This is a genomic window from Streptomyces sp. (assembly GCF_019510245.1).
GTDB lineage: Bacteria > Actinomycetota > Actinomycetes > Streptomycetales > Streptomycetaceae > Streptomyces.
Genome location: NZ_JAEKKT010000311.1, coordinates 1 through 3,969 on the forward strand (window position 1 = coordinate 1; position 3,969 = coordinate 3,969).

Here is a 3,969-nt window from a genome sequence, read left to right on the forward strand (position 1 = left end):
GTGAACGAAGACTCCGCTGCACTCTGGGCTGTGTCGCGACGGCCGTAACAGCCACGAGGTACGAGGAGTCACCATGACCAGCACGATCCGCGCCGTCTGCCCGCACTGCGGCTGGCCGGACGGCGCCGAGCCCTTCCAGGTGGTGTCACGGCACGGCACGGCGACGGGCGGGACCCTGTGGACCCGCTGCGCGTGCGGCTCGCTGCAGGTCCGCGTGACCGACGGCCGCGGGACGCGTGTCGTCTCCCGCAGCCGGCCCACCGCCGCGCGGGCGGGTTAGAGCCGGTCCGGCGGCCATGCCGACTTCGCAGCGTCTGATGCGCACTCCCCCGGCGGGGGACCCGAGCCCTGGGCTCCCTCCTCCGCCCTGCAGCCCCTAGTCCAGTTCCGCGAGCCGCTCCACGGCCGGTGCGACGAAGCTTTCGATCCACTCCGCGGGGGCGCCGACGCGGGGGGCGAGGATGACTGTGTCGATGCCGAGCTTGCCGTAGCCGGTGATGTCCCGGGTGAAGGCTTCCAGGTCGCCCTCGGTGGCCGGATCGCCCGTGTAGGCGACGGTCTTGCGGATCTCGTCGTAGTCCCGCCCCTCGGTGTCGCAGTGGCCGCGCAGCACGTCGAGCTTGTGTGTGACCTCCTCCGGCGAAGTGGCGAAGAGGTTGCAGGCGTCGCCGTGGCGGGCGACCAGACTGACCGGGGCCGGTACGCACAGGGTCTCGGCGAGCCGGTAGTGGGTGCCCTCGAAGGGGCCGTTCGCTTCCGGGTCCCACATCTGGAGACAGATCCGCAGGGTCTCCTCCAGCCGCTCGAAGCGCTCCGCGAGGGGCGGGAACGGCACGCCGAGCCCTTCGTGCTCCCGGTCGTACCAGGCGGCTCCGATGCCGAGGGTGGCCCGGCCGCCGGAGAGCACGTCGAGCGTGGTCGCGATCTTGGCGAGCAGTCCGGGGTGGCGGTACGTCACTCCGGTCACGAGCGCGCCGAGCTGGACCGTCTCGGTGTGGGCCGCGAGGAAGCCCAGGGTCGTGTAGGCCTCCAGCATGGGGTCCTCGGCGCCGCCGTTGAACTCCATCTGGAAATAGTGGTCCATCACCGACAGCCAGCTCACCCCGGCCGCCTCGGCCGCGGCACCCGCCGCGGCGAGCTCGGCGCCGAGAGCGGGTGCGCCCGCGGGGTGGTTGAACCGGTTGATGTGCACGCCCACACGCATGGCCGTCTCCGTTCACGGGACTTTCGCCGACGTGGACGACGCTAGAACCTGGAGCGCTCTCGAAGTCAAGGGGGAGACGTGCGCGTCACTCCGGTCATCGCGCCTCTCCCTTGGCAAGGAACCGCAGGTCACACGGGACCGTGGCGGAATCGCGCCGCTCACCACCCGCCGTACGGCGGGCAGGTTCCGCCGTACGGCGGCGTACAGGACGGACGTCGTTGCCCCGATCATGACGCAACGAGCCGCCGCGCCCCGCGTGAGGAGAAGCCATGACCCATGTGCCGCCCCCGTTCGACCCCGAGCTCAGTGCCGCCCTGGATCTGATCAAGGACGTGATCTCGCCCGGTTTCACCGTCGACGAGATCGACGTCGTGCGCCAGGGACCGGGCATCGAGATGCTGGCCGACCTGGATCTGACGCTGGACGGGTTCTTCGAGGTGGAGGACCGTTCGGTGCCGGGACCTGCGGGCGCCCCCGAGATCTCACTGCTGATCTGCCGTCCCACCGGTCCGGCGACCGCGGGGACCGGACGTCCGGTGATCTACCACGTGCACGGCGGCGGCATGGTCCTCGGCACCAACCGGGTCGGGGTGGACGGTCCGCTGGCCTGGGCGAAGGAACTGGACGCGGTGGTGGTGTCGGTGGAGTACCGGCTCGCGCCCGAACATCCGCATCCGGCACCGGTCGAGGACGTCTACGCCGGGCTCGTGTGGGCCTCCGAGCACGCCGAAGAGCTGGGCGGTGACCCCGAGCGGATCGTGATCGCCGGTGCGAGCGCGGGTGGCGGGCTGTCGGCGGCGCTGGCGCTGCTCACCCGGGACCGCAAGGGGCCGCGTCCGCTGGGGCAGCTGCTGATGTGCCCGATGCTGGACGACCGCAATGACAGTCCCTCGACGTATCAGATGGCGGGGCTGGGCGTCTGGGACCGGACGGCCAACGAGACGGGCTGGACCGCGTTGCTGGGTGAACTGCGGGGCGGTCCCGACGTTCCGGCGTACGCGGCTCCGGCCCGGGCCGAGGACCTGTCGGGACTGCCGCCGGCCTTCCTCGACGTGGGGTCGGCGGAGACGTTCCGGGACGAGGTCGTCGCGTACGCCTCGCGAATCTGGCAGGCGGGCGGGGTGGCGGAGCTGCATGTGTGGCCGGGGGGCTTCCACGGGTTCGACGGCTTCGCTCCGCAGGCGGCGTTGTCCCAGGCGGCGCGGGCGGCGCAGCTGGCGTGGCTGACGAGGCTGCTGGGCGTTTAGGGGTGGGGCGGGCCGAGGCTCGGAGTGGCGCGGGCCAGCGGCTCGCCGGTCAGCCGGAAGTGCGAGGAGCCGAACCGCGGGGCCGCGCGGCGGACGCCCTTGGACCCTGCTGCGGGTGACGTCCGGCAGCGGCCCCAGGAAGCGCCCCGTGCGGACATCGGGCGGCTGCGGCTCCGTCGTGGCTGCTCGCGCACCCACGTGGCGAAGCCGCCGGTGTCAGAGTCCCGCGCCCCATGAGGGCGCTTCGCGGCCCCCATGGCGCACCATGGGCGTATGAAAGAGCTGGCCGGGCGCCTCACCGCGCTGGATCCGGATGCCGGGGCCGCCGTCCGGGTCATCGCCTACTTCGACCGGCTGTCCGAGGCCCGCGCGGGGCTGGAGGCGTTGGTGCGGGGAGCCGCCGTGCTGGCCGGGGTGCCTGCCCGGCTGATCGACGTCGAGCGGCGGGTGCAGGTTCGGGTCGAGGCCGACGGGACGCGCCGGGACTCCGGGGTGCCGCCGGACCCCGGCTGGCCCACGACCGCGCTCGCGCCCGGCGGGGCCGCCGCTCTGTGGCTGGAGCGGGCTGAGGCGGCGCCCAGTGTGGTCGACGCGGTGATTCTGGAGCGGGCCGCGGGGGCCGTACGGCTCGTGCTGGACCGTACGCGGGGACGCGCGCCCGTCGATGATCCGGCGCTGGTCGAGACCGTGCTGGATGCCACGGCCCCCGAGGCCGCCCGGTTGCACGCGGCGCGTGGGCTCGGGCTGGACCCCGCGGCGTCCGCGCGTGCGCTGGCCCCGCTCGACGGACGTCCCCGGATCGTGGCCGGGCGGGCGGACGCCGTACTGCCCGCGGGGCGGGTCGGGGTGGGGCCCGCCGTGCCAGTGCTCGAACTGCCGCGTTCCTGCGCGGATGCCCGTACCGCGCTGCGGTTCACCGCCGAGGGCACGGCTCAGGATCCTGGACCGAAGGTCGTGTACACCGACGAACTGGGCGGCGTGGCGCTCCTGGCCGACCTCGTCGCGCCGGGTGCCGACCCGCCGCCGGACGTCCAGGCGCTGGAGGCGGCGGGGTCTGTCACGCCCTGGCTGCTCGGCACGTTGCACGCCGTGGTCTCGACGGCGAGCCTGCGTGCGGCTGCCGCCGAGATCAACGTCCACCACTCCACGCTCCAGGACAGGCTGTCCCACGCGGAGCATCTGCTGGGCTGGCCGTTGCGCACGCCTCAGGGGCGAATGCGGCTGCAACTGGCCCTGACCATGCGGCACTTGGCACGGTCGTAGCGGGAACGCGACGGGTCAGCGGAACTCGTGCACGACCTCGATCACTCCGACGAGGTGCGCGTTGAACTCGTCGAGCTCCTCGGCCGGGACCCACAGTTCGAGGATCGTGCGGCCACCCGCCTGCTGGACCGGATACCGGCTCAGGAAGTCCGACTCGACCTCGAAGCGGGTCACGAAGCCGGCGCCGTCGTGCTTGACGTTCCAGTCCCTGGCGATCCTGATCGCGTAGTCCTCGTTGAGGACCGGGTAGAAGAT

At 72.7% G+C, this 3,969-nt stretch carries 5 protein-coding genes; 3 read left to right on the forward strand and 2 right to left on the reverse strand.

Annotated elements, in window-relative coordinates; translation table 11 throughout:
* Window positions 1–73: 73 nt before the first annotated feature.
* Complete coding sequence (locus JF597_RS49735) at window positions 74–280, forward strand: hypothetical protein (RefSeq protein ID WP_069760872.1); 207 nt, start codon at window positions 74–76, stop codon at window positions 278–280.
* Window positions 281–376: 96 nt separating this feature from the next.
* On the opposite strand, the gene JF597_RS49740 is transcribed toward JF597_RS49735, so the two are convergent.
* On the reverse strand, window positions 377–1,204 hold the full coding sequence (locus JF597_RS49740) for an LLM class F420-dependent oxidoreductase (protein ID WP_294012715.1): 828 nt from the start codon (window positions 1,202–1,204) through the stop codon (window positions 377–379).
* 269 nt (window positions 1,205–1,473) lie between these two features.
* Between JF597_RS49740 and JF597_RS49745 the strand changes: the two genes are divergently transcribed.
* Window positions 1,474–2,451, forward strand: coding sequence for an alpha/beta hydrolase (locus JF597_RS49745; protein WP_294012717.1), 978 nt, complete (start codon window positions 1,474–1,476; stop codon window positions 2,449–2,451).
* A 273-nt stretch (window positions 2,452–2,724) separates the two neighbouring features.
* Window positions 2,725–3,714 carry a helix-turn-helix domain-containing protein gene (locus JF597_RS49750; RefSeq protein ID WP_294012719.1) on the forward strand — a complete coding sequence of 330 codons (990 nt, stop codon included), beginning with the start codon at window positions 2,725–2,727 and terminating at the stop codon, window positions 3,712–3,714.
* A 15-nt stretch (window positions 3,715–3,729) separates the two neighbouring features.
* Here the strand turns inward: JF597_RS49750 and JF597_RS49755 are convergent.
* Window positions 3,730–3,969 (reverse strand): hypothetical protein (locus JF597_RS49755; protein ID WP_294012722.1); only part of this gene is annotated, 240 nt, incomplete at its 5' end.

What these genes read in the sequence shown, in the direction of transcription:
- JF597_RS49735 (WP_069760872.1), top strand. Translation starts at nt 74, where the DNA reads ATGACCAGCACGATCCGCGCCGTCTGCCCGCACTGCGGCTGGCCGGAC.
- JF597_RS49740 (WP_294012715.1), bottom strand. Translation starts at nt 1,204, where the DNA reads ATGCGTGTGGGCGTGCACATCAACCGGTTCAACCACCCCGCGGGCGCA.
- JF597_RS49745 (WP_294012717.1), top strand. Translation starts at nt 1,474, where the DNA reads ATGACCCATGTGCCGCCCCCGTTCGACCCCGAGCTCAGTGCCGCCCTG.
- JF597_RS49750 (WP_294012719.1), top strand. Translation starts at nt 2,725, where the DNA reads ATGAAAGAGCTGGCCGGGCGCCTCACCGCGCTGGATCCGGATGCCGGG.